This window comes from Yersinia sp. 2541 StPb PI (assembly GCF_052217145.1).
In the GTDB taxonomy this organism is placed as follows: domain Bacteria; phylum Pseudomonadota; class Gammaproteobacteria; order Enterobacterales; family Enterobacteriaceae; genus Yersinia; species Yersinia enterocolitica_E.
This window is the reverse complement of record NZ_JAZGQB010000001.1, coordinates 214,305-236,484: the sequence shown is the minus strand read 5'-3', so window position 1 is coordinate 236,484 and position 22,180 is coordinate 214,305. Positions and strand designations below refer to the sequence as shown.

Sequence of the window (22,180 nt, the reverse complement as noted above, 5' to 3'; positions counted from 1 at the left end):
CAGCTTGAAGTATGACGTGTATAACAGACAGCTTTTTATGGTATACATTCTAGTCGAAATTGTTACAAAGCTTATTGTTGTGCCTAATTATCAACACTTTCGTCAAATGGGCGGTAGCGGATCTCTAATATCCAGTAGGTTGCTTCACCATTTGGTGTCTGAACCGTCACCTCATCCTCCACCTGCTTGCCAATTAAGGCACGGGCAACCGGTGAATCGATAGAAATCCATTTTTTTGCCGGATCAAACTCATCCGGCCCAACCAGGCGAAAGATGCGCTGCTCTTCTAATTCATTTTCTACCCGCACCCAGGCACCAAAAAAGACTTTTCCTTCCTGACGCGGGTCAGGGTCGACAACTTTCAGCACCTCAAGGCGTTTGGTCAAAAAGCGTACCCGGCGATCAATCTCTCGTAGCCGCTTCTTACCATAGATATATTCAGCGTTTTCCGAACGGTCACCCATTGCTGCGGCTTCAGACACCGCCTGTGTTACCACCGGGCGCTCTTCCCGCCACAGATAATGCAATTCACGATCCAGCGCCTGCCAGCCTTCGCGGGTAATGTAATTACTTTTCGCCATATAATTATCCCTTTGGCATTGATGCTTCTACTATACCCTAACTTTTTACCGATAAGTCCACGTTACCTCAAGCTCTGCTGCCGCTCTACTGGCAATTTATCCGGGCAATCCGTATAACTATCTTCTGCCATTTTTCCTACTCACTATCAGACTTGACATCAGACTTATGAATGAACAACTGAGCAGCATTATTGCAAGCGAACTACAGGCGCGGCCGGAGCAAGTTATCTCTGCTATCCGCCTGCTTGATGAAGGTAATACCGTGCCGTTTATTTCGCGGTATCGTAAGGAAGTTACCGGCGGGTTGGATGATACCCAGTTGCGCCAGTTGGAAAGTCGTTTGGGCTATCTGCGTGAACTCGAAGAGCGCCGCCAAACCATTCTTAAATCAATTGAAGAAAGGGGCAAGCTCACTGAGCAGTTGGCCGGTGCCATCAATGGCACCATGAGTAAAACTGAGCTTGAAGATTTATATCTCCCTTATAAACCGAAGCGCCGCACCCGTGGTCAGATTGCGATTGAAGCCGGTCTGGAACCATTGGCGGACAGTTTATGGCATGACCCACAGCAAGAGCCAGAACAGGTTGCTCTCGCTTATGTTGATGCCGATAAAGGTGTTGCAGATACGAAAGCGGCACTGGATGGTGCACGCTATATCCTGATGGAGCGCTTTGCAGAAGATGCAACCCTACTGGCGAAAGTGCGCCAGTATTTGTGGAAAAATGCCCATTTGGTAGCAAAAGTGGTGGAAGGCAAAGAGCAGGAAGGCGCTAAATTCCGCGATTACTTTGACAGCCACGAACCTATCGCCCAAGTCCCTTCTCACCGCGCACTGGCAATGTTCCGTGGACGTAATGAAGGTGTGCTGCAACTGGCGCTGAATCCGGATCCGCAGTTTGACGAACCGCCGCGCGAAAGTCAGGGCGAGCAGATAATTATTAACCATCTCGACCTGCGGCTGAATAATGCGCCAGCAGACGGTTGGCGCAAAGCGGTGGTCAACTGGACCTGGCGTATCAAAGTGCTGATGCATCTGGAAACCGAGCTGATGAGTACCCTGCGCGAACGAGCCGAAGATGAAGCAATCAACGTATTCGCCCGTAACATGCAAGATCTGTTGATGGCAGCCCCTGCCGGCATGCGCGCCACCATGGGCCTTGATCCGGGCCTGCGGACTGGGGTGAAAGTGGCGATAGTGGACGCTACCGGCAAGCTGGTTGCCTTTGATACCATCTACCCTCATACCGGGCAGGCTGCTAAAGCCGCCGCCGTGGTGGCCGCCCTATGCATCAAGCATCAGGTTGAACTGGTGGCTATCGGGAATGGTACGGCATCGCGGGAAACCGAGCGTTTCTTTGTCGAGCTACAGCAACAGTATCCGGCAGTCACCGCGCAAAAAGTGATTGTCAGCGAAGCTGGAGCCTCGGTTTACTCCGCCTCGGAGTTGGCGGCGCTGGAGTTCCCAGATCTGGATGTCTCCATCCGTGGTGCAGTGTCTATTGCCCGGCGGTTACAAGATCCACTGGCTGAACTGGTAAAAATTGACCCGAAATCTATCGGGGTCGGCCAGTATCAACATGATGTTAGCCAAAGCCAACTGGCGAAAAAGCTGGATGCAGTAGTGGAAGACTGCGTAAACGCCGTGGGTGTGGATTTAAACACCGCGTCGGTGCCGTTACTGACCCGGGTTGCGGGTTTAACCCGCATGATGGCGCAAAACATTGTTAGCTGGCGTGATGAGAATGGCCGCTTCCATAACCGTGAGCAATTGCTCAAAGTCAGCCGCCTCGGGCCGAAAGCCTTCGAGCAGTGTGCCGGCTTCCTGCGTATCAATCATGGCAATAACCCGTTGGACGCATCAACCGTGCATCCAGAAGCCTACCCGATTGTTGAGCGCATTTTGGCTGCAACTGAACAGGCATTGCAGGACCTAATGGGTAATGCTACCGCGCTGCGTAATCTTAATGCGCGTGATTTCACCACCGAGCAATTTGGTGTCCCGACGGTCACCGATATTCTACGCGAGTTAGAAAAGCCAGGCCGTGACCCACGCCCTGAGTTCAAAACTGCAACCTTCGCTGAAGGTGTAGAGACGCTCAATGACCTGACTCCGGGCATGATCCTCGAAGGCTCGGTCACTAACGTGACCAACTTTGGTGCCTTTGTTGATATTGGTGTTCATCAGGATGGTTTGGTACATATTTCATCACTGGCGGATAAGTTTGTCGATGACCCACATAAGGTGGTGAAAGCCGGGGATATCGTCAAAGTGAAAGTCATGGAAGTGGATTTGCAACGCAAGCGCATTGCCCTGACCATGCGCCTTGATGAACAGCCTGGTGAAGGCGGCTCGCGTCGTGGTAACAATGGCGCTAATAGTGCGAATAGCAGCACCAATGGTCGTAATGACAATCGTGGTGCCAGCCAGCCTCGTAACAGCAATGATGCGAACAGTCGCCCAGCAGCCAAGGGCCGGGCAGACAGTAATTCTGGTAGCAACAGCGCCATGAGTGATGCACTGGCGGCGGCATTTAAAAAACGCTGATATCTCTACTCAGGGCCACGTTGGTGGCCCTTTTTTCATTTACGTTTTTGTTTCAAATTATCGCGACATCTTTAATATTTCCTCTCATATCCTTTTCTTCTATAAAGCTGAAGATTTATCTTTTAAATTAATTAGCACGCGATTCTTTTCTGCTGCGAAATGACGTTTACATCATGATTAAATCGGCGTTAATTTAACAATCTATTTAACATGAGGGTTAATTTCGTCAATTATTCACTCTAATTTATAAATAATTATGAAGACATTCTGTGAGTTAATTAAAATCCGAATGTTATTTTATTAAAATGTGAGTGAATTAATTATGTTAACAATCGGTATTTAACTGCCCTAACAGGGCATAATGGAAACATTCAGTTAACTGATTTAACTCATTATTTTCATTTGCGATTATGTTAATTTGATGGTAAAACAAGCATAAATAAAAATCAGACTCATTAATTATACCCTAAATAATTCGAGTTGCAGGAAGGCGGCAAGCGAGATAATCCCGATAAGCTTACATGAGTAAGTGATTCGGGTTAGTGAGCGTAGCCAACACACAGGCAGATGGAAGTATGACGGGTATATAAAAATGAAATAGTAACGAATACTTACCTTTGAGTATTTCACCTTAGTTGAATATGAAAACGATTCTTACTATTATTATTTTATCTATTACCTTTTAGAGTCGTATCACTCTGAATTTTGGTACGCCAATAACGTAATAACAAGAGGCACCTATGCATCTTATCCCGCAGCGTTCCTATAAAATTGTTGGTTTCTCGCCTGAAATCAGCCCGGCTTACCGGCAGAAATTATTGTCACTGGGTATGCTGCCCGGCTCTTCGTTTAATGTTGTCCGCCTCGCGCCATTAGGTGACCCCATTCAGATAGAGACCCGCCGCGTCAGTCTGGTGCTACGGAAAAAAGACTTAGATCTGCTTACGCTGGACTTGCAACCCTAATATTGCGGGTCAACATCCTATTTTGGCTGCCGGGCTGCGTGTCAAAGCCCCCCTGCGTAGTCTGATTTTAATTTACTAATATCACGTTGGATCATGAAAGCACTCACAATCGGCCTGATCGGCAATCCCAATGCAGGTAAAACCACCCTTTTTAACCAGTTAACCGGTGCCCGCCAACGGGTGGGGAACTGGGCCGGGGTTACGGTGGAGCGCAAAGAAGGCCATTTCACTACCGCGCAACATCAAGTGACATTGGTTGACCTGCCGGGAACCTACTCCCTGACCACCATTTCTGAGCAAACCTCGCTGGATGAGCAAATTGCTTGTCACTACATTCTAAGTGGTGAAGCTGACCTGCTGATTAATGTCATTGATGCGGTGAATCTGGAGCGCAATCTCTACCTGACACTGCAACTGGTTGAATTGGGTATTCCCTGTATTGTGGCGCTCAATATGTTGGATATTGCCAAAAGCCAACATATCGATATTGATATCAAGGCATTATCTCAGCAGTTAGGTTGCCCGGTTATTCCGCTGGTCTCCACTCGCGGGCAGGGTATCAATGAATTAAAAAGCAGTATTGATGAACTTCAGCCGATTCCCTTTAAGGCTTTGGTTAACTACCCGCCAGTGCTACTCAGTGAAGTAGATAAGTTGGTACAGGCCATGCCTGAGTCCTGGCCGGTACAGCAGCGCCGTTGGCTGGCACTGCAAATATTGGAAGGTGATATCTATAGCCTGGCACGTGCAGGCATAGCGCCCTCAATCGTGGCGCTAGCGCGTGAAAATCTGCGAGCAAGCCAACACGAAGATCCCGAGCTGGTGATAGCCGATGCCCGCTATCAAAGTATTGCCCGCATCTGTGATGTGGTCGGTAACTCGCAGCAAGCGGAACCGAACCGCCTGACACAAGCGCTTGATAAAGTGATCCTTAATCGCTGGTTAGGTGTCCCGATCTTTCTGTTTGTCATGTATTTAATGTTTGTCTTAGCCATCAATATCGGTGGGGCGTTGCAACCCATATTTGATATCGGCTCTGCGGCTATCTTTATTCAGGGGTTGCAATGGGTGGGTTATACGCTGCATTTCCCACAGTGGTTAACCATCTTCCTCGCTCAAGGCGTGGGGGGCGGGATTAATACCGTGCTGCCGTTGGTGCCACAAATTGGCATGATGTACCTGTTTCTCTCCTTTTTGGAAGACTCCGGTTATATGGCCCGAGCCGCATTTGTTATGGACCGGCTGATGCAGGCGCTGGGGTTACCGGGTAAATCCTTCGTACCACTGATTGTCGGTTTCGGCTGTAATGTGCCCTCGATCATGGGTGCACGAACACTGGATGCGCAACGCGAACGCCTGATAACCATCATGATGGCACCCTTTATGTCCTGTGGCGCACGGCTGGCGATTTTTGCCGTCTTCGCGGCGGCATTCTTCGGTCAGGATGGGGCCAGTATCGTTTTCTCTCTTTATCTATTGGGTATCGCGGTCGCCATCCTCACTGGGCTGGTGCTGAAATACACCATTATGCGTGGCGAAGCCTCACCCTTTGTGATGGAACTGCCGGTTTATCATGTGCCCCATCTAAAGAGTTTATTATTGCAAACCTGGCAACGGTTAAAAGGTTTTGTCCTGCGCGCAGGGAAAGTGATTGTCATTGCCAGTATCTTCATCGGCGGCCTGAACAGCTTCTCTTTCAGTGGCAAACCGGTAGATAGCATCAATGACTCAGCACTGGCCTCAGTCAGTAAAGTGCTGACGCCACTGCTGGCACCCATGGGTGTTCATGGCGATAACTGGCAGGCAACCGTGGGGTTAGTGACCGGCGCCATGGCAAAAGAAGTGGTGGTAGGGACACTCAATACTCTCTATACCGCAGAGCAGATTAAGAATGAACCCTTTGATGCCGAGAGCTTCAACTTACCGGGCGAATTGGTCGGGGCGGTTAAAACTACCTGGCAGGGCTTAAAAGATACTTTTAGCCTTAGCGTGTTATCCAATCCCATTGAAGCCAGCAAAGGTGATGGTGAAATGGCAGCCGGTTCGATGGGCATGATGAGCAGTAAATTCGGTTCCAGTATTGCTGCCTATAGCTACCTGATATTTGTGTTGCTCTATGTGCCCTGCGTCTCAGTCATGGGGGCTATCGCTCGGGAAACCAGCCGCGGCTGGATGACCTTCTCAATATTGTGGGGGTTAAATGTGGCCTACTCACTGGCAACCCTGTTCTACCAAGCCGCCACGTTTCACCAGCACCCGCAACAAAGCCTAATGATTATTGCGGTGGTTATGGTGATTAATGCATTGATCTTGTTTGGATTGCGCCGCGCGCGGAGCCGGGTAACTGTCAGGTTGCAAAACAGTAAACCTGCGAGCTGTTGTCAGAGTGCAAGCAATGATTGCCATTAACAAACCGCTTTTGTTACAACAGGAGGCATGATGGCGAGCCTACTCCAATTACGCGATGCCATCGCGCTCAGTGGTAGTGTGGGAGCGAGTCAACTAAGCCAGCAATTGGCAACACCTTTACCCCTGGTTGAGGCCATGCTAGAAAGGCTGACGGCAATGGGCAAGGTTGAACGCATTGAGCAAGATAATAGTGGGTGCCTGACGGGCAGTTGCAAGAGCTGCCCTGAAGGAAAAAATAAATGTAACACTGTGATTTATAAAATAAAAAATCATCATTAAGTTACAAAAAGAGATGCCCGATGGGCATCTCTGCCTTTTTATTACTTATAAACATCGGCATCAGCGTCAAATTTCTTCTTTTCACGCTCGGCGATGATCACATAATACTTACCGCCTTTCTCATCCGCCATTTTCGACAGCTCTTCTTTCACATCCATCGGCGATGTTGCCTGACCCGACGTGGTGATGGTGCCAATCTTCTCGTAATTCTTCGCTTCTTCTTTAGTAATTTCTTTCGCCGCCATCGCGCCAAAAGAAACCCCGGTCACAACCAGAGCAATAGCCAGATTTTTCAATAAATGCATACCGAATACCTCGCAAATGAAGGATTAATGCGTATAAAAACAGTAAGAAAAACAGAGATGATATTGATTTAATTAAAGACAGTTGGCTGATGTGACGCCACGCGCAGTGGCCGCCCACACCTCTAAAGAAAAGGCTCTCCCCATGCCAGTGCGCGGGGATGCGCCAATTTGAACCTTCTTAATTATTAAGTAAATTTAATATTTAGCCATTAAATTACGCATTAAATTCCATTCATCTCTATGTGCTAAGGCCTTAAATCTGTGGCAGTTAGCTATTCCAGTGTGATTTTAGCGTCAACATGTGCTGAAAAATCTATAAGTAATTTTGAAAAATCATCAGGATGAGAAACAAAAGGGGCATGAGCTGCTCCCTTCATCACCACCGATTGACTCTGCGGCCAGGCACTATCTAATAACGAAGCCACTTTGCGCGGCACCAGCCCATCCAGATAACCATAAATGCGCAACAAAGGTAGAGTGCATTTGGCCAGTGCGGGTCGTAAATCTGCAGTACGCAGAATGTCTAGCCCGCCGATTAACACCTCCACCTCTGGCATCTGGTGTTGTAGCACCACCGCTTTCAATAAACGGGCATCCTGTCGTGCACTTTCCGTCCCCAAAGTTTGCAATGCCAGAAAACGCTCAACGGTACGCTGAAAATCCTCACTTAACTGTTGCTGAAAACCAGCCAAGACTTCCGGCCGAATCCCCGGCCATTCATCATGCGCAGTAAAACATGGCGAGGAGGAGACAGTTATCAGCCCACGCACGCGCTCTGGTTGAGTCAAAGCTATCTGACTGGCCACCAGCCCGCCCATCGACCAACCGAGCCACAAGGCGCGCGGTGGTGCTTGTTGTAAGACAATTGCCGCCATATCAGACAGTGGCATCGTACCAAAATCTTTGCTGCGCCCATAACCGGGGAGGTCCACCAAATGCAGACGAAAATGCGGCGCGAGTCTATCAATTATGCAATGCCAGACTTCGGCGTTCAGCCCCCATCCGTGCAGCAGCACAAGATCGCAATCACCTTCACCGCAGATGTTCCAATACAGTTGTTTCATACGTTAATATCCTGTTGCCTTAGCCGCGTCATACATCACTTATCAAGGAAGATAAACATGCTAACAATCGTCAGCCAGTGTTGGCTATGCCGGCAGCGGTTATATCATCCCAGGCATGGCATTTGTTGTTATTGCAACCAGCATTTACCTAAATTACCGCCCTGTTGCCCTCGCTGCGGCTTGCCCTGCACTAACCCGGCATTACCTTGTGGCCGCTGCCTTAACGCACCACCCCGCTGGGCGAGTATGACCTTTGTCAGTGATTATATTCCGCCCTTGAACGGGCTGATAAAAAAGTTCAAATTTAACGGCGTCACACCGTTGGCTCCGGTACTGGCCCGTTTATTATTGTTACGCTGGCTTGATGCCTACCGTCAGGGTAAGGTTATCAGGCCAGAAAGAATCATTAGTGTGCCTTTACACCGCAGGCGCTGTTGGCGGCGCGGCTATAACCAAACAGACCTGTTAGCACGGCCATTGGCACACTGGCTTGGCTGCCACTACAGTAATATGACGTTACAGCGAGTACGGGCTACACCACCGCAGCAGCGATTGAAAGCTACCGCGCGACGTAAAAATATGCGGGGGATATTTCGTTGTACACAGTCTCTTCGCGGCCAACATATTGCTCTGCTGGATGATGTCGTAACAACGGGCAGTACACTGAATGAGATTGCCGATCTACTCTGGTCCGAGGGGATTGCCTCATTACAGGTGTGGTGTATCTGCCGAACCTTGTAGTCACCCTAGCAATGGGCGTATTATAACCGACAAGAATAGTCAACTATTGAGCAGATGCCATGATCACAATAACAGACGCAGCACAATCTCATTTTGCCAAACTGTTGGCAAATCAAGAAGAAGGCACCCAAATCCGGGTATTTGTTATCAACCCCGGAACACCCACCGCTGAATGCGGCGTGTCTTACTGCCCACCGGATGCGGTCGAAGCAACAGATACTGTACTGAAATTTGAGCAGTTATCTGCCTATGTTGATGAAATGAGCAAGCCTTATTTGGACGACGCTGAAATCGATTTCGTCACTGACCAACTAGGTTCTCAACTTACCCTGAAAGCGCCTAATGCCAAAATGCGTAAAGTTGATGATACTGCACCATTGATGGAGCGGGTTGAATATGTTCTGCAATCGCAGATTAACCCGCAACTGGCCGGGCATGGTGGCCGTGTAACATTGATGGAGATCACACCAGATGCATTGGCTATCCTGCAATTCGGCGGTGGCTGTAACGGGTGCTCTATGGTTGATGTCACATTGAAAGAAGGCATCGAAAAAGAGCTGTTGCAGAAATTCCCAGAATTGAAAGGCGTGAGGGATTTGACCGAGCATCAGCGCGGCGAGCATTCCTATTACTAATTATCCTGCGTCCTTGGCGCTACAGCGGTGTTAGCTTCGCTCGCTCACCCGAATCACTGACTGATGTCAGCTCATCGGGATTTGTTCGCTGGCTGCCTTGCTGTAACACCAATGACTTTGGCTAATAATTGAGCATTCCTATTACTAATTGCTCTGCGTCTTTGGCTAATAATTGAGCGCTGCTATTACTAATTATCCTGCGTCCTTGGCGCTACAGCGGTGTTAGCTTCGCTCGCTCACCCGAATCACTGACTGATGTCAGCTCATCGGGATTTGTTCGCTTGCTGCCTTGCTGTAACACCAATGAATAATATTGTTCTTAATGCTGACAAAACCAGATGACTCAATCTGGAGCGGCGAGGATAGGTAGAAGAGTAAAGCGTCCGCGCCAGGGATGGCGCGGCACGAGCCTACATCGACGTATTGATGGCGTCTTTACGATCTGCCTGTTCTCTCCGCCACGAGCACTTTATTGGCAGCCTACTGAGAGATTCCCTCCCTTATCATCCCGCCGACACATTCTTGCGCCGCTTATCCAAATCCTTCAATAAACGATTAACCTGACTGTCAGCAAACATCTCTTCCAAGGTCGAGGTCAATTTACGCCGCCAGTTCGGATATTCCTCACTGGTTCCGGGGATGTTTACCGGTGTCGCCATATCTAACCAATCTTCCGGTTGCAAACCCAGTAATGCGCTGGCGCTGTCAGCAACATAACGCTGTAATCCCCGGTTAAGGACTGGGCTCATCGAGAGGAGTGACGCTTTATGGCCTACCTTCTTTGGCACACAGTCATAGTGATGTAACCCTTCCAATAATCCTTGCTTGGCCCGTTCCCGATCAAGATAAAGCTGCTTCAATATCTGTTGGTCTGGATATAACCCCAGCTTATTCCCCAACGTCAGATCGTCACTTTGCCAATAGCCCCGTAAGGTCGGCAAGTCATGGGTCGTAATGGTGGCCATCGCCTGTGCCGGATAAGATTGTGGCGCACGGAAGGTATTCTCACTGTCATGCTCAAAATAGAGCACCTTATAGGAATACACCCCGCTGTCACGCAGCTTAGCCACAATCTCTACCGGTACCGTGCCTAAATCCTCGCCAATCACCATGCAGTGATGACGCTGACTTTCCAGCGCCAATATCGCCAATAGATCATCGACCGGATATTTAACATAAGCCCCCTGGGCGGCAGTCTGCCCGTAGGGAATCCACCACAGACGCAATAAGGCCATCACATGATCAATACGCAGAGCACCACAGCTGGTCATATTAGCGCGCAGCAAATCGATAAAAGGCTGGTAGGCACGCGCAACCATGACGTGCGGGTCCATTGGTGGCAACCCCCAGTTCTGGCCCAGCGGCCCTAAAATATCAGGCGGAGCCCCTACTGAAGCTTTCAGACAATATAACTCGCGGTCACACCAGGTTTCAGCGCCACCTTCAGCCACACCAACAGCTAAATCACGGTACAAACCAATCGGCATTTTTCGTGTCTGGCTGTTGCGAAAACAGTTATCAAACTGAGTGGCGGCCAACCACTGTAACCATAGATAGAAGGTCACATCACTCGCGTATTCGCGGCAAAAATCAGCTACAGCACTGCTGTGCCCATCACGATATTTTTCTGGCCACACCGGCCAGCCCCACATCATTGGGTCTTGCGCACTTAAATGAGCATGTAGCGCATCAAAAGCTGCTTGTTGATGCAGACTACGACCGCCTTGTTCCACAAACTGGTGGAACGCCTGCATCCGCGCATCTTTTACTTTACGAGCAGTAAACAACGGGAAGGCCAAACGCAGCGCCATCAATTTCAGTTGCATAACTTGCGGATAATCAACCCACTCATTAGCCCGAATTTCAGCCAGCGTCTGTTGCGTTGCTGGTTGATGCCACCAGAGCTGCGCCGCTTCACTGTGCTGAAACTCATCCACGCGGTTCACGTCGATATAAACCACATTCAACCAGCGTCTTGAAGAGGGGCTATAGGGGCTAGCACTCTGTGGGTTAGCCGGATACAGCGCATGAATTGGATTCAAACCGATAAAGGCACCACCACGCTCGCCCACCTGTTCCAACATTTGGCTGAGATCACCAAAATCACCAATCCCCCAGTTGCGTTCGGAACGCAGGGTATAGAGCTGTACACAAGCGCCCCACAACTTTTTCCCTGCCAGCAACGCATCTGGCTCATAGCAACGTTTCGGTGCCACAATAATTGAACACTGCCACTGCTGTAACCCTTGTTCGAGAATCAAACGGTGATAACCCTGCGGCAGAGAAGATGGCAATGTCAGCGTCTTTTTTGCACTGATACGCCCCTGGTGCAACTCACCTTTTTCTGTCTGCAATTGCCAGTGATAATCGCCTGAACCCGCCATTGGTAGCTGCATTGGGCTACCAAAAGTAAATACTTTCACCACCGGTAGTGGTGTATTTTCTGTCGAGGTGTCCTGAGGCACCTGAGTGCGCCCCATGGCCGCCAACAACTGCTGCTTGGTTTCCGGCAAAATAGCCTGCGGCTTACCATGAGCATTAATGTAGCTGGCGGCTATCCCTGCCAGTGTCGCTGCTTGATCGAGCGATTTACGATCCATGCAGTCTTCTCCTTAACGTTTGGCTTGCCAAATCCGTGATTGGTAATCACGAATTGAACGGTCAGAACTGAACATCCCTACCCGGGCAGTGTTAAGAATGGTACGGCGGGTCCATTCATCCTTATCGCGGTACAGGGCATCAATTTGCTTCTGTGCCTGACAGTATGAGGCAAAATCAGCCAATACCAGATAAGGGTCACCCCCTTCCAACAGGCTATGCAACATCATGTCAAATGCGTGCTTATCACCTTGGCTGAACGCACCACTGGCCAGCTCATCCAGAATGCTTTTCAGGTGCGAGTCAGCTTTAAGATACTTCTGCGGCTTATAGCCTTTCGCCAAAATGGCTTTTACCTGCTCCACGGTGTTACCGAAAATAAAGATATTCTCGTCACCCACCTGCTCGGCAATCTCAACGTTAGCCCCATCGAGAGTGCCCACAGTCAATGCACCATTCAGTGCCAGTTTCATGTTGCCAGTACCAGAGGCTTCTTTACCGGCAGTTGAAATCTGCTCCGATACATCCGCCGCAGGAATCATCAATTCCGCGACTGAAACCCGATAATCGGGGATAAAGACCACTTTTAGGCGATCTTTGACGATCGGATCATTGTTGATCTTATCGGCGGCCTGATTGATCGCATAAATAATATTCTTAGCTAAATAATAACCAGGTGCAGCTTTGGCACCAAACAAGAACACCCGCGGCGCAATATCCAGATTCGGGTTGTCACGGATCTGGCGGTAGAGCGACAGAATATGTAACAGATTCAAATGCTGACGCTTATATTCATGCAACCGCTTAATCTGCACATCGAAGATGGCGTCTGGATTAATCACCAACCCCATAGTTCGCTTAACGTATTCAGCTAACTTAACTTTGTTGTCATATTTGATCTGCTGATAACGGCCCCTAAAAGCCTTATCTTCGGCATAAGACTCAAGCCCAGCTAATGCATCCAGATTATTCGCCCATTCCACTTTCAGCGTTTCATCAATCAGGCCAGATAATGCCGGATTACATTGCTTCAACCAACGGCGCGGCGTAATACCATTAGTAACATTATGGAATTTATTTGGCCATAATTGATAGTATTCAGGGAATAAGTCTTTGATAACCAGATCAGAATGCAGTTGCGCTACGCCGTTGACGGCAAAGCCGCTGACCACACACAGATTGGCCATTCTCACTTGCTTATTATGATGAACCGCCAGCTTGGCCCACACCGCTTCATCCCCAGGCCATTGCTTATCCACCACCTTTTTAAACTGCGCATTGATCTGCTTGATGATGACAAAATGGCGTGGCAACAAACTACGCACCAATTTTTCATCCCAACATTCAAGTGCTTCAGGCATCAACGTGTGGTTGGTATAGGCGAAGGTTTTACTGGTGATCGCCCACGCCGCATCCCAGCTTAGCTGATGCTCATCCAGCAGTACTCGCAGCATTTCAGGAATAGCGATAGTCGGGTGGGTATCATTCAGTTGAATAACTTCATAGTCAGGTAATTCAGCCAGTTTACGACCAGCCAGATGATGCTTACGTAAAATATCCGCCACCGAGCAGGCGCATTGGAAGTATTGCTGCATCAGGCGCAGACGTTTGCCGGCCAGATGGTTATCGTTTGGATACAATACTTTGGTCAGTTTTTCTGCTTCAACGCCATTTTGTTCTGCCAGCAGGAACTTCCCATCATTAAAATTAGTTAAATCAAATGGATGTTGATGAGTAGCCTGCCACAGGCGCAACGGCTGTGTTACACCATTGCGAAAACCCAGCACCGGTAAATCCCAAGCTTCACCGCGCAAGGTGAAGGCCGGACGCCACACCTGGCGGCCATCAGCGAGTTTTTCTAACTTGCCAGCAAAGCCGACATCAACCGCCAACGCCGCATTATGGCGAAACCACGGATAACTCTCGCGCTGCCAGTTGTCCGGGGCTTCCTGTTGTTTACATTCACTGAAAGATTGACGGAACAGACCATATTGATAATTCAGACCATAACCGGTGGCGGGTTGCTCAACGGTTGCCATCGAATCAAGGAAACAGGCCGCCAAACGCCCAAGACCGCCATTACCCAATGCAGGGTCAGTCTCCTGCTCCAGCAAATCACACAGGTTAATTTGCTGCTCGGCCAGCAACGCCTCCACTTGGTCATACCAACCCAGATTAATCAGGTTGTTTGCCGTTAAACGACCAATCAAAAACTCCATTGAAATGTAGTTAACATGCCGTTGGACTTTTTGGGTTTTACCTGGTGCAGGCTGAGCCGCCAATTGTTCGGCTAACGCCGCGCTGACAGCTTCCCACCATTGGTGTTGAGTCATTTGCTGAGCGGAGGTTAGGCCAAAGCGCTGCCACTGGCGGGTCAGTGCGGCCAGGAAATCGTCCTTTTTAAGCGTAGGCTGTGACATAGGGAGTCTCTATCCTGTGAGTGGGGTAATTTTACCCTTATCCTGCCAATGAGAACTGACAAGGGCATCATCCTGCCGGGGGATTAGCTGGGGATGAGTCGCAGGGCGTAGCTAAAATTGTGATCCGGTGCAACTTACAGCCATATGAAACATTAACTCTATTGCAATAACATGGCCGTTATCAGACCTTAGCAGTGCTGATTAATTACGAGGCTAAAAATAATTACTCTTATGAATGCCTGTAACATTTCATTACAAATGGACATATCACTCGCCAGGACGTCTTCTCACCGGATATTGGTTAAACCGGACACAGCATGCTGATCCCCTCAAAACTGAGCCGCCCGGTACGGCTGCAAAATACCGTGATACGCGACCGTCTATTGGTTAAGTTATCAGGTGTAGCAAACTATCGCCTGACTTTGATCAATTGCCCAGCCGGTTATGGTAAGACCACGTTGATCGCCCAATGGGCTGCCGACCAATCCAATCTCGGGTGGTATTCACTGGATGAAAGTGACAATCAACCAGAGCGTTTCGCCTCTTATCTGATTGCTGCGGTACAGTTGGCGACTGGCGGCCATTGCAGTAAAAGTGAAGCGCTCAGCCAAAAGCATCAATACGCCAGCCTTTCAGCGCTGTTTGCTCAATTATTTATCGAGTTGTCCGATTGGGACGGCCCGCTTTATCTGGTCATCGATGACTATCATCTGATTACCAATGACGCTGTTCATGAAGCTGTGCGCTTCTTTCTGCGTCACCAGCCGGAAAATATGACGCTGATCCTGCTATCCCGCACCTTGCCACCGCTGGGAATTGCTAACCTGCGGGTGCGCGATCAGTTGCTGGAATTAGGCATGCAGCAACTGGCATTTAATCATCAGGAAGCACAGCAATTTTTTGATTGCCGCCTGTCAGTGCCACTGGAACAAGGTGATAGCAGCCGCTTGTGTGATGAAGTTGAAGGCTGGGCTACCGCGCTGCAACTGATAGCACTGTCATCGCGTCAGCCAAACTCATCCGCGCAAAAATCGGCAAAACGCCTGGCAGGGTTAAATGCCAGCCATTTGTCAGACTATCTGGTGGATGAAGTATTAGATCAGGTGGATAGCAATTCCCGCGTTTTTCTGCTGCGTTGCTCAGTATTACGTTCCATGAATGATGCCCTGATTGTGCGCCTGACTGGGGAAGATAACGGTCAGCAACGGCTGGAAGAGTTGGAGCGCCAAGGGTTATTTATTCATCGTATGGATGACAGTGGTGAATGGTTCTGCTTCCACCCGCTATTTGCTACCTTCTTGCGCCAGCGCTGCCAGTGGGAATTGGCGTTGGAGTTACCGGAATTGCATCACGCAGCCGCTGAAGGTTGGATGGCGTTGGGCTACCCGGCTGAAGCAATCCACCATGCATTGGCCGCAGGTGATGTTGGCATGTTACGTGATATCTTGCTGCAACATGCCTGGACGCTGTTTAACCACAGTGAGTTGGCGCTGCTGGAACAATGTCTAGTCGCCCTGCCTTACTCTTTATTGGTGCAGAATCCAGAACTGGCACTGCTACAAGCCTGGCTGGCGCAAAGCCAACACCGTTATGGTGAGGTGAATACCTTGCTCGAGCGCGCTGAATCGGCAATGCAAGAACGCAAAATCCCTGTTGATGAGATTTTACGCGCTGAATTTGATGCCCTGCGTGCTCAGGTGGCTATCAATGATGGTAAGCCAGATGAAGCCGAAAAACTGGCAACTGATGCGCTGAAATATCTGCCGATGGCGAACTTTTATAGCCGTATTGTGGCAACCTCCGTAACTGGTGAAGTTCATCATTGTAAAGGGGAGCTAAGCCGTGCGCTGCCCATGATGCAGCAAACCGAGCAAATGGCACGTCGCCACGAAGCCTATCACTATGCCTTATGGGCATTGCTACAACAGAGCGAAATCCTGATTGCACAAGGTTTCTTGCAAGCCGCTTATGAAACGCAAGATAAAGCCTTTGATTTAATTCATGAACAACATCTTGAGCAGTTGCCGTTGCATGAATTCCTGCTGCGTATTCGCTCCCAAATTTTATGGTCGTGGTCACGGCTGGATGAAGCGGAAGAAGCGGCACGCAAAGGCATTGAGATTCTGGTCAATTACCAACCCCAACAGCAATTGCAGTGTTTGGCGATGCTGGCAAAATGCTCACTGGCGCGTGGTGATCTGGATAACGCCAATATGTATATTCAGCGTTGTGAGGCCCTGCAGCACGGCAGCCAATATCATCTCGACTGGATAACCAATGCCGATAAGCCACGGGTTATTCACTGGCAGATGACCGGGGATAAAGTCGCCGCCGCAAGTTGGCTGCGCCAGGCAGAAAAACCGGGGATGGCGGATAATCACTTTTTACAGGGGCAGTGGCGTAATATCGCGCGGATACAGATCATGCTAGGGCGGTTTAATGAAGCCGAAGTGGTATTGGACGAACTGAACGAAAATGCCCGCCGCCTTCGTTTAACCAGTGACCTCAACCGTAATTTGTTGTTAAGTAATATCCTTTATTGGCAAACCGAACGTAAAAGTGAGGCCCAGAAAGCGCTGATTGAATCACTGTCATTGGCTAACCGCACCGGTTTTATCAGCCATTTCGTGATTGAAGGTGAAGCTATGGCACAGCAGTTGCGCCAACTGATTCAACTTAACGCGTTACCGGAATTGGAACAGCATCGTGCTCAGCGAATACTGAAGGATATTAACCAGCACCATCGGCATAAATTCGCCCATTTTGATGAGATATTTGTCGATAAACTGCTAACTCACCCGCAAGTACCAGAACTGATCCGTACCAGCCCGCTAACCCAGCGCGAATGGCAGGTATTAGGGCTGATTTACTCCGGCTACAGTAATGAACAGATCGCCGGTGAGCTGGAAGTGGCAGCCACTACGATTAAAACCCATATCCGTAATTTATATCAAAAACTGGGGGTTGCTCACCGCCAGGAAGCCGTACAACAGGCACAGCGTTTATTACAGATGATGGGTTATGTTTGATTATTTTTATTGTTATGGCAATAAGTTACCACTGTACTGCAATTTACATTAAACCAATGTTATTGCAGTCAGTGGTCTTTGGCGATAATATTTTTTATATTAATAATATTATCGGCTATAACTGTTAGCTCTTTAATATCTATGGGGGATTGAAGCAACAATCCTACTGATTGAAAAGACAAGTTAAGTACAACTATATAGCCTATATAATTTTTTCATTTCGTTTTTACTACAAACTTCCCACTTCATTGAAATATTTAATGAATTCCAACAATGACTTTAATGTCGGATTAGCATTCAAACTGGCATTCCTTTTCTCCACCTTAATATTATCATTATAAATAGTAGCCTGAGATTGATATTGTGCACTTGATAAGCGGTTAAGCATAGATAATGCCTTTATTTTAAACCAACCATGTGCCCTATATTAATAACGATAGATTTAATTTATTAATTCTATAAAAAAACAACATATTAAATTGGAATCAGAGACAAAAATAACATTACAGTTAGTCTGGTATTTATCAGCTAAAAAATGATTATAATCGTGTTTTGGCATTTTCTCTCTAAATGCATTTTTGTAAGGTAGAGCAAGATGGAACAGTTTGAAACAATCAGTGTTGAGCAGGCTCATAGCCGCCTGAAAGAGAATACCGCCGTATTGGTCGATATCCGCGATCCACAGAGTTATGAAGCGGGCCATGCACCCATCGCGTTCCATTTGACCAATAGCAGCCTGCATACCTTTATGCAGCAAACAGATTTTGAACAGCCCGTCATGGTGATGTGCTACCACGGCAATAGCAGCAAAGGGGCGGCGCAGTATTTGCTCCAGCAGGGCTTTGAGGCGGTTTACAGCATTGATGGTGGTTTTGAGGCATGGGCCAAAAGCTATCCACAAGAAATCATTCGTGAAAATGTCTGACTTTGTTACCCATTTGTAGCTTGTCATTCGCCACAACCGACCAGATTGTGATATTTTTAAGCACTTTAATCACATTCATAATATCTATACTCAAAATCATTGGCGTTGCAGGTAGGCAGCTCACAACCCTGCGGCCTCAAATACAAAAGGTATAGACGGTAATGGGCAATATGATTCGTGTAATAGCAATCTCTAATCCGCGTCTGGCACAGGCCTTTGTGGATTATATGGCCACTCGCAATGTGGTACTGGAAGTTCGGCCTGATACTCAGGGTGCAGAGATCTGGCTTGCCGATGATGAGCAATTGCCCTTGGTGCAGCAGGAGCTGGAACAGTTTTTGCTCGATCCCCTCAATCCACGCTATCAGGCCGCAAGTTGGCAATCGGGTAATTTACACTCAAATTTATCCTATCAGCGCTTTTCCTACCTGCAGACGCTGCGCAGTCAGGCCGGCCCACTGACATTGAGTGTCATGGTACTGTGCATCGCCATCTATATTCTGATGCAAATTGTCGGCGATGCGGCCGTTATGTCATGGCTTGCCTGGCCCCGCGACGAGAGCCAATATCTACAACTCTGGCGCTGGGTCAGCCATGGCTTTTTACACTTTTCGCTACTGCATATCTTATTTAACCTGATGTGGTGGTGGTATCTGGCAGGACAAATGGAAAAACGGCTTGGCACCGGTAAATTGCTGGTATTAACTGTGGTATCTGCCCTGTTCAGTGGCTGGGGGCAATCGCTATTTAGCGGTGTGAATTTTGGTGGTCTGTCTGGTGTGGTGTATGCCTTAATGGGTTATGTCTGGCTGACCGGCGAGCGCGCACCCGAGCGCGGTATCTCGTTGCCCCGAGGTTTAATGGCTTTTTCTGTCCTCTGGCTGATTGCCGGTTATTTCGATGTTTTAGGTTTGTCGATTGCCAATGCGGCTCACGTTTCAGGTTTGATTATTGGGTTATTAATGGCATTTTGGGATACGCGCAACAGCGTAAGAACCACACAATAACTGCCTGAGCAACCAGGCGCATTAGGGGATTATAGTGAAGCAAACGCAGCGGCATGATGCGATTATTGAATTGGTACGCCAACAAGGCTACGTCAGCACTGAAGAGTTAGTAGAACATTTTGCCGTTAGCCCGCAAACCATCCGGCGTGATTTGAATGATTTGGCTGACCAAAACAAAATTCATCGTCATCATGGTGGTGCAGCACTCCCTTCCAGCTCAGTTAACGCCGCCTATAACGATCGTAAAGTGATGTGGTCGGAAGAAAAGGCCCGTATTGCACAGCGTGTTGCCAGCCAGATCCCCGATGGTGCAACACTGTTTATCGATATAGGTACCACGCCAGAAGCTGTCGCCCACGCGCTGATGAACCATAAGGGGCTGCGGGTGGTGACCAATAATCTTAACGTTGCTACCTTGCTGACGGCTAAAGAGGATTTCCGGCTGATTCTGGCTGGTGGTGAAGTTCGCACCCGCGATGGTGGGATTATTGGTGAGGCCACACTGGATTTCATTTCTCAGTTCCGTCTTGATTACGGCATCCTTGGTATCAGTGGTATTGATATGGACGGCTCATTATTAGAGTTTGATTACCATGAAGTGCGTACCAAGCGAGCAATTATCGAGAACTCCCGTTGTGTGATGCTGGTAACCGACCACTCGAAGTTTGGTCGTAACGCAATGGTGAATTTGGGGAATATGAATTTGATTGATTATCTGTTTACCGATCAGATGCCTCCTCCCAGTGTGATGAAGATTATTGAGCAGCATCAGGTTCAATTGGAGTTGTGTTAGTCGTTAAATTTTAGTTTTGGTTTTGGTGATCCGGTGCGGTTGTTAAGTCAACTCAAGTGCTCTAACAACCGAATCGGACCACAGAACACCGAACAACCAAACCTAATCACCAAATCCAAATCCAAATCCAAATCCAAATCCAAATCCAAATCCAAATCCAAATCCAAATCCAAATCCAAATCCAAATCCAAATCCAAATCCAAACTTTCCCCACATTTTGATAACAAAACTGTTACCTCCATCACGGGGGAATGTTTTTTTTTGGTTAACTCTTGGCTTGTTTGTTGGTTTTTGATTACAATAATGAGCGAAAACGAACATTAAAGAGCTATTTCGAACATCTGGAGAGAGGAAGCATGGAAACCAAAGACTTGATCGTGATCGGTGGCGGCATTAATGGTGCCGGTATCGCTGCGGATGCGGCAGGGCGTGGCCTGTCCGTTCTGCTGCTGGAAGCGCAAGACTTGGCCTGTGCTACGTCTTCCGCCAGCTCCAAACTTATCCACGGTGGCCTGCGCTATCTGGAACACTATGAATTCCGTCTGGTAAGTGAAGCACTGGCCGAACGTGAAGTATTATTGAAACTGGCACCGCATATCGCATTCCCAATGCGTTTTCGTCTGCCGCATCAACCCCACCTGCGCCCAGCCTGGATGATCCGCACTGGTTTGTTCCTGTACGATCACTTGGGCAAACGTACCAGTCTGCCTGCCAGTAAAGGGTTGCGTTTTGGACCAGAATCGATATTGAAACCAGAATTGGTGCGCGGTTTCGAATATTCTGACTGCTGGGTCGATGATGCTCGCCTGGTGGTGCTGAATGCCCAAGAAGTGGTCGAGCGCGGTGGTGAAGTCCGCACCCGTACCAAAGTGACCCGTGCCTGGCGTGAACAAGGTCTATGGATGGTTGAAGCCATTGATGTGAATACCGGCAAAACCTTTACCTGGCGTGCCAAAGGCTTGGTAAATGCGACCGGACCATGGGTTAAGCAATTCTTCGACGACGGCCTGAAGCTGAAATCGCCTTATGGCATCCGCTTGATTAAAGGCAGCCATATCGTCGTGCCACGGGTTCATAATCAGCCACAAGCCTATATTCTGCAAAACGAAGACCATCGTATTGTTTTCGTCATTCCGTGGTTGGATGAATATTCCATCATCGGCACTACTGACGTGGAGTACCACGGCGATCCGAAAGAGGTGAAGATCGACTCACAAGAGATCGATTACCTGCTGAAAGTGTATAACGATCACTTTAAAAAACAGTTGGGTCGCGACGATATCGTGTGGACCTACTCTGGTGTACGTCCGCTATGTGACGACGAATCAGATTCACCGCAAGCTGTTACCCGCGACTACACGTTGGATGTAGCCGATGAAGACGGTAAAGCACCACTGCTTTCTGTATTTGGCGGCAAACTGACCACCTATCGCAAACTGGCAGAACACGCGCTGGAAAAACTGTCTGGCTACTATCAGAATGTCGGCCCAGCATGGACCAAGACTGGCGCATTGCCGGGTGGTGATATTGGCGGCAGCCGTGATAACTATACTGTTCAGTTGCGCCATCGCTATAACTGGTTACCTGAAGGGCTGGCCCGCCGCTATACCCGTACTTATGGTAGCCATAGCGAGATAATTTTGGCAGAAGCGACCAGTATCGAAAGCTTGGGTGAACATTTCGGCCATGGTTTGTACGAAGCAGAATTACGCTATCTGGTTGAAAAAGAATGGGTTGTAGAACTAGATGATGCGATTTGGCGTCGTACCAAGTTAGGTATGGCTCTGGACGATGCGCAGAAACAGCGCGTTGCCGAATGGTTGGCACAGGTGCAGGCCGGGAAACAACAGACATTATCGCTGGTTTCCTGATAACCCATCCAGT

The 22,180-nt window shown here is 48.7% G+C and carries 17 protein-coding genes; 11 read left to right on the top strand and 6 right to left on the bottom strand.

Annotation, left to right across the window (positions count from 1 at the left end; all coding sequences use genetic code 11):
- Nucleotides 1-83: 83 nt before the first annotated feature.
- Complete coding sequence (gene greB, locus V1953_RS00910) at nt 84-581, bottom strand: transcription elongation factor GreB (protein ID WP_005186101.1); 498 nt, start codon at nt 579-581, stop codon at nt 84-86.
- A 166-nt stretch (nt 582-747) separates the two neighbouring features.
- On the opposite strand from greB, the gene V1953_RS00905 reads away from it, so the two are divergent.
- The 4 genes from V1953_RS00905 (at nt 748) to V1953_RS00890 (ending at nt 6,779) form a co-directional block, all read left to right on the top strand.
- Nucleotides 748-3,126 carry a Tex family protein gene (locus V1953_RS00905; RefSeq protein ID WP_442850570.1) on the top strand — a complete coding sequence of 793 codons (2,379 nt, stop codon included), beginning with the start codon at nt 748-750 and terminating at the stop codon, nt 3,124-3,126.
- A 740-nt stretch (nt 3,127-3,866) separates the two neighbouring features.
- Nucleotides 3,867-4,091: a ferrous iron transporter A gene (feoA, locus tag V1953_RS00900; RefSeq protein ID WP_005186094.1), complete on the top strand. Its 225-nt coding sequence runs from the start codon at nt 3,867-3,869 to the stop codon at nt 4,089-4,091.
- A 93-nt stretch (nt 4,092-4,184) separates the two neighbouring features.
- On the top strand, nt 4,185-6,500 hold the full coding sequence (gene feoB / locus V1953_RS00895; RefSeq protein ID WP_083161240.1) for a Fe(2+) transporter permease subunit FeoB: 2,316 nt from the start codon (nt 4,185-4,187) through the stop codon (nt 6,498-6,500).
- Nucleotides 6,501-6,530: 30 nt separating this feature from the next.
- Nucleotides 6,531-6,779, top strand: a complete 249-nt coding sequence (locus tag V1953_RS00890; protein ID WP_083161241.1) for a FeoC-like transcriptional regulator — start codon at nt 6,531-6,533, stop codon at nt 6,777-6,779.
- 41 nt (nt 6,780-6,820) lie between these two features.
- On the opposite strand, the gene V1953_RS00885 is transcribed toward V1953_RS00890, so the two are convergent.
- Together V1953_RS00885 and bioH are read right to left on the bottom strand one after the other, a co-directional pair.
- Nucleotides 6,821-7,084, bottom strand: a complete 264-nt coding sequence (locus tag V1953_RS00885) for a YdgH/BhsA/McbA-like domain containing protein (RefSeq protein ID WP_372568491.1) — start codon at nt 7,082-7,084, stop codon at nt 6,821-6,823.
- A 272-nt stretch (nt 7,085-7,356) separates the two neighbouring features.
- Nucleotides 7,357-8,148, bottom strand: coding sequence for a pimeloyl-ACP methyl ester esterase BioH (gene bioH / locus V1953_RS00880; protein ID WP_083161243.1), 792 nt, complete (start codon nt 8,146-8,148; stop codon nt 7,357-7,359).
- A 57-nt stretch (nt 8,149-8,205) separates the two neighbouring features.
- Here bioH and gntX point away from each other — a divergent pair, with 57 nt between their 5' ends.
- Both gntX and nfuA read left to right on the top strand, forming a co-directional pair.
- Nucleotides 8,206-8,889: a DNA utilization protein GntX gene (gene gntX, locus V1953_RS00875; RefSeq protein ID WP_083161245.1), complete on the top strand. Its 684-nt coding sequence runs from the start codon at nt 8,206-8,208 to the stop codon at nt 8,887-8,889.
- A 59-nt stretch (nt 8,890-8,948) separates the two neighbouring features.
- Nucleotides 8,949-9,524 carry a Fe-S biogenesis protein NfuA gene (gene nfuA, locus V1953_RS00870; RefSeq protein ID WP_083161247.1) on the top strand — a complete coding sequence of 192 codons (576 nt, stop codon included), beginning with the start codon at nt 8,949-8,951 and terminating at the stop codon, nt 9,522-9,524.
- Nucleotides 9,525-10,027: 503 nt separating this feature from the next.
- On the opposite strand, the gene malQ is transcribed toward nfuA, so the two are convergent.
- Together malQ and malP are read right to left on the bottom strand one after the other, a co-directional pair.
- On the bottom strand, nt 10,028-12,124 hold the full coding sequence (gene malQ, locus V1953_RS00865; RefSeq protein WP_372568489.1) for a 4-alpha-glucanotransferase: 2,097 nt from the start codon (nt 12,122-12,124) through the stop codon (nt 10,028-10,030).
- A gap of 12 nt (nt 12,125-12,136) precedes the next feature.
- Nucleotides 12,137-14,542 carry a maltodextrin phosphorylase gene (gene malP / locus V1953_RS00860; protein ID WP_372568488.1) on the bottom strand — a complete coding sequence of 802 codons (2,406 nt, stop codon included), beginning with the start codon at nt 14,540-14,542 and terminating at the stop codon, nt 12,137-12,139.
- A gap of 317 nt (nt 14,543-14,859) precedes the next feature.
- On the opposite strand from malP, the gene malT reads away from it, so the two are divergent.
- From malT to V1953_RS00840, 4 genes are all read left to right on the top strand, one after another.
- A complete protein-coding gene (gene malT / locus V1953_RS00855; RefSeq protein WP_083161255.1) occupies nt 14,860-17,571 on the top strand; it encodes an HTH-type transcriptional regulator MalT in 2,712 nt (903 codons plus the stop codon).
- Between the two features lie 595 nt (nt 17,572-18,166).
- Nucleotides 18,167-18,496: a thiosulfate sulfurtransferase GlpE gene (glpE, locus tag V1953_RS00850; protein WP_083161257.1), complete on the top strand. Its 330-nt coding sequence runs from the start codon at nt 18,167-18,169 to the stop codon at nt 18,494-18,496.
- A gap of 170 nt (nt 18,497-18,666) precedes the next feature.
- Nucleotides 18,667-19,503: a rhomboid family intramembrane serine protease GlpG gene (gene glpG, locus V1953_RS00845; RefSeq protein ID WP_083163953.1), complete on the top strand. Its 837-nt coding sequence runs from the start codon at nt 18,667-18,669 to the stop codon at nt 19,501-19,503.
- Between the two features lie 34 nt (nt 19,504-19,537).
- Nucleotides 19,538-20,296, top strand: a complete 759-nt coding sequence (locus tag V1953_RS00840; protein WP_083161259.1) for a DeoR/GlpR family transcriptional regulator — start codon at nt 19,538-19,540, stop codon at nt 20,294-20,296.
- Nucleotides 20,297-20,398: 102 nt separating this feature from the next.
- Here V1953_RS00840 and V1953_RS00835 read toward each other — a convergent pair whose 3' ends face one another.
- Nucleotides 20,399-20,617 carry a hypothetical protein gene (locus V1953_RS00835; RefSeq protein WP_442850569.1) on the bottom strand — a complete coding sequence of 73 codons (219 nt, stop codon included), beginning with the start codon at nt 20,615-20,617 and terminating at the stop codon, nt 20,399-20,401.
- A gap of 35 nt (nt 20,618-20,652) precedes the next feature.
- On the opposite strand from V1953_RS00835, the gene glpD reads away from it, so the two are divergent.
- A complete protein-coding gene (gene glpD, locus V1953_RS00830) occupies nt 20,653-22,167 on the top strand; it encodes a glycerol-3-phosphate dehydrogenase (protein ID WP_083161261.1) in 1,515 nt (504 codons plus the stop codon).
- Nucleotides 22,168-22,180 lie beyond the last annotated feature (13 nt).

Excerpts from the sequence above, each read along its gene's own strand:
- malP (WP_372568488.1), bottom strand. The coding sequence starts at position 14,542 with ATGTCACAGCCTACGCTTAAAAAGGACGATTTCCTGGCCGCACTGACC.
- feoB (WP_083161240.1), top strand. The coding sequence starts at position 4,185 with ATGAAAGCACTCACAATCGGCCTGATCGGCAATCCCAATGCAGGTAAA.
- malT (WP_083161255.1), top strand. The coding sequence starts at position 14,860 with ATGCTGATCCCCTCAAAACTGAGCCGCCCGGTACGGCTGCAAAATACC.
- bioH (WP_083161243.1), bottom strand. The coding sequence starts at position 8,148 with ATGAAACAACTGTATTGGAACATCTGCGGTGAAGGTGATTGCGATCTT.
- V1953_RS00905 (WP_442850570.1), top strand. The coding sequence starts at position 748 with ATGAATGAACAACTGAGCAGCATTATTGCAAGCGAACTACAGGCGCGG.
- feoA (WP_005186094.1), top strand. The coding sequence starts at position 3,867 with ATGCATCTTATCCCGCAGCGTTCCTATAAAATTGTTGGTTTCTCGCCT.
- V1953_RS00890 (WP_083161241.1), top strand. The coding sequence starts at position 6,531 with ATGGCGAGCCTACTCCAATTACGCGATGCCATCGCGCTCAGTGGTAGT.
- glpG (WP_083163953.1), top strand. The coding sequence starts at position 18,667 with ATGATTCGTGTAATAGCAATCTCTAATCCGCGTCTGGCACAGGCCTTT.
- glpD (WP_083161261.1), top strand. The coding sequence starts at position 20,653 with ATGGAAACCAAAGACTTGATCGTGATCGGTGGCGGCATTAATGGTGCC.
- gntX (WP_083161245.1), top strand. The coding sequence starts at position 8,206 with ATGCTAACAATCGTCAGCCAGTGTTGGCTATGCCGGCAGCGGTTATAT.
- malQ (WP_372568489.1), bottom strand. The coding sequence starts at position 12,124 with ATGGATCGTAAATCGCTCGATCAAGCAGCGACACTGGCAGGGATAGCC.
- nfuA (WP_083161247.1), top strand. The coding sequence starts at position 8,949 with ATGATCACAATAACAGACGCAGCACAATCTCATTTTGCCAAACTGTTG.
- V1953_RS00885 (WP_372568491.1), bottom strand. The coding sequence starts at position 7,084 with ATGCATTTATTGAAAAATCTGGCTATTGCTCTGGTTGTGACCGGGGTT.
- greB (WP_005186101.1), bottom strand. The coding sequence starts at position 581 with ATGGCGAAAAGTAATTACATTACCCGCGAAGGCTGGCAGGCGCTGGAT.
- V1953_RS00835 (WP_442850569.1), bottom strand. The coding sequence starts at position 20,617 with ATGTTCGTTTTCGCTCATTATTGTAATCAAAAACCAACAAACAAGCCA.
- glpE (WP_083161257.1), top strand. The coding sequence starts at position 18,167 with ATGGAACAGTTTGAAACAATCAGTGTTGAGCAGGCTCATAGCCGCCTG.